Below are 2,921 nucleotides of genomic sequence, written 5' to 3'. Positions count from 1 at the left end.
CTGCACGGAACGGACCGTGTGGACGAGGCGGAAACGCTGATGCGCCGTGCGCTGGCAATCGACGAGGCGAGTTTCGACGCGGATCATCCTGATGTTGCTCGCGATTTCTGCAACTTGGCACAGTTACTGCAGGACACCCCGTGTGGACGAGGCGGAGCCGCTGATGCGCCGTGCGCTGGCAATCGACGAGGCGAATTTCGCCGCGGATCATCCCAGGTTGGCCAACGGCCTCAGTAATCTGGCCTTGTTGCTGCACGAAACGGACCGGCAGGCCGAGGCCGAGCCGCTGATGCGCCGGGCGCTGGCAAGCTACATCCAAAGGCTGGGTGCGGAACACCTCTTAAGCCAAGGTGTCTGCTCGCATTACATCAGCCTGTTGCAGGCAATGGGCAAGACAGGCCACGAAATCCGCGCAGATCTTGCGATCTTGATCGCTTGAATTGTCGGGCTCAAACGACGGGTGCCCGCGGACGTCGAGGCGTTCCCGCACCGAGCACGTGGCGCAGCAATCTGTGTAGGTGTCTTCGGAACGGCCGGTCGCTGACACGGGCGGGTGACCGCTTGTGGCCGACCGAACGCCAGTGTGCTGTCGTACAAAAAAATTTTGACACTGGCAACGTAAGCCAGCACGTCACCATTATTCGGCCGTTCTCCACGAACATCGTGCCTTTTCTTCACAGTGTCCTCACCTCGGAACTCGTGCAGCGGAACGTAGTGAATGTGCAGGTTGGCGTGTCCCGTGAAGGACTAAGCATTGGCAAGCTCGCGCAATTCGTAATTCCACTTCCGCCCCTCGCCGAGCAACAGCGCATCGTAGCCAAAGTCCACGAACTTATGACTCTCTGCGACCGCCTCAAAGCCGACCTAGTTGAGTCGCACATCCAGCAGGCACGTCTGGCCACCGTACGGATCGAATCGGCCCTGCAAGGGGCCTGACTGAGATAGTCCGCCATGTCGATCTGCACCGCGTTGGTGCCGCCATTGCGATGTGGTCTCGGCGAAATAGCCAGGCTCCCGAGGGTTCCAGGCCGTTGCCGCCGATCGCCGCACGAACATCGCAGGACCGGGCACTGGCGCAGCCGCCATCAGAGTGGGTATGCTTCCACCTTTGCCGGCGTGGACTGCCGGCTCGCAGCCTCCGGCGCTGCGTAACAGCCAAGGATTTTGCTCATGACCATCAACAGGAAATCGCTGCTCGTGTTCATCGTCGTACTCAGCGGTTGTGCGGCAATCACCCGGCACACGCTGAACGAGGACTACGGCAAGCCGGACCCCGCGCGCTTCGATACGCCGGCGACGCCACCGCCGGGGTTCTCGTATCGCGGCGATGTTCAGCCGATCCTGGAGAAACGCTGCGTGGTCTGCCACGCCTGCTATGACGGACCGTGCCAGCTGAAATTCACCGCCTGGGAAGGCATCGCCCGCGGCACCAGCAAGGACGTGGTCTATGACAGTGGACGGCTCTTGGAAGCACCGATGTCACGGCTGTTCACCGACGCGCAAACCGCCTCGCAATGGCGCGCCAGGGGATTCTCGGCGGTGCTCAACGAGCGCGAGCAGACCCCGGTGGCGAATCTTGCGGCGAGCGTGATGTATCGCGCGCTGAAGCTCAAGCAGGAGCATCCTCTGCCGGAGACTGCAATCCTGCCGAAAACCTTCGATTTCTCGCTCGACCGCGTGCAGCAGTGCCCACGACTTGATGAGTACCCGGAGTTCGAGCGCAAGAACCCCTTGTGGGGAATGCCCTTCGGTCTGCCGGGCCTGAACCCTGCCGAGGTGGCCACCTTGACTCGCTGGCTGGAGCTGGGGGCGCCTTTCGAAGGGTTGCCACCGATGCCGGCAGGAATCGAGCAGCAGATCGCCGACTGGGAAGCCTTCCTGAATGGCGACTCGCTCAAGCAACGCCTGGCCAGCCGCTACATCTACGAACACCTTTTCCTGGCGCACCTCTACTTCGACGACGATTCGGCGCATCACTACTTCCGTCTGGTGCGCTCCCGGACGCCGCCGGGGCAACCCATCGACCTCATTGCCAGTCGACGGCCGTATGACGACCCCGGCGTCGAGCGCGTGTACTACCGGCTTGATCGTGAACGAGAAACCATTGTCGACAAGACGCATCTGCCCTACGCGCTCGGGCTCAAGCGCATGGTGCGCTGGCGGCAGCTGTTCCTCGAGCCCGATTACGCGGTGGACGAGCTTCCCTCGTACGAATTGAAGGAGGCTTCCAATCCCTTCCTGACTTTCCGCGCGCTGCCGACCACGGCGCGCTATCAATTCATGCTCGACGAGGCGCAATTCACGATCATGAATTTCATCAAAGGCCCGGTCTGTCGTGGCCAGGTGGCGCTTAACGTGATCGAGGATCGCTTCTGGGTGTTTTTCCTGGCCGACGCGGATCTTCAGGACCAGGCCGGCGAGTTCCAGTCGCGCGAATCGAGCCTGCTCGCCTTGCCGGCGGGGCAGGGGAGCGATACATCGATCATCGGTCCCTGGCGCAAGTACGCCAAACTGCAGGCGGAGTACCTGCAAGGCAAGTCGAAGTTCCTTGATCGTTACGCGGCGACCCACGAAGACCCGAATCTGCAGTGGATCTGGAACGGTGACGATAGTAACCCGAACGCCGCGCTGACCATTTTCCGCCACTTTGACAACGCCTCGGTGGTCAAGGGCCTGGTCGGTGGCCCTCCGAAGACGGCGTGGGTGATCGGCTATGGCCTACTGGAGCGCATCCACTATCTGCTGGTTGCCGGCTACGACGTCTATGGCAACGTCGGTCACCAGCTGCTGTCGCGGCTGTACATGGATTTCCTGCGCATGGAGGGAGAGTTCAACTTCCTGACCTTTCTGCCCCGCGATGATCGCAAGGCGGTAAGTGACTACTGGTATCGGGGTGCCAGCCAGGAGGTGAAAAACCACGT

Annotated in this window: 3 protein-coding genes; all 3 read left to right on the top strand. The window is 61.5% G+C overall.

Annotated features, from left to right (window positions below; genetic code table 11):
• The first annotated feature begins 142 nt into the window (after window positions 1-142).
• Window positions 143-439: a tetratricopeptide repeat protein gene (locus tag RUW20_RS12590; protein ID WP_313952578.1), complete on the top strand. Its 297-nt coding sequence runs from the start codon at window positions 143-145 to the stop codon at window positions 437-439.
• A 122-nt stretch (window positions 440-561) separates the two neighbouring features.
• Window positions 562-936, top strand: coding sequence for a restriction endonuclease subunit S (locus RUW20_RS12585; RefSeq protein WP_313952577.1), 375 nt, complete (start codon window positions 562-564; stop codon window positions 934-936).
• Window positions 937-1,170: 234 nt separating this feature from the next.
• On the top strand, window positions 1,171-2,921 hold a 1,751-nt coding region (locus RUW20_RS12580; RefSeq protein WP_313952576.1), incomplete at its 3' end, for a fatty acid cis/trans isomerase.

Origin of the sequence: Accumulibacter sp., assembly GCF_032229525.1 — a bacterium.
Taxonomy (GTDB): Bacteria; Pseudomonadota; Gammaproteobacteria; order Burkholderiales; family Rhodocyclaceae; genus Accumulibacter.
Note: the sequence above shows the minus strand (reverse complement) of the source record. Positions and strands in the feature narration are given on the sequence as shown.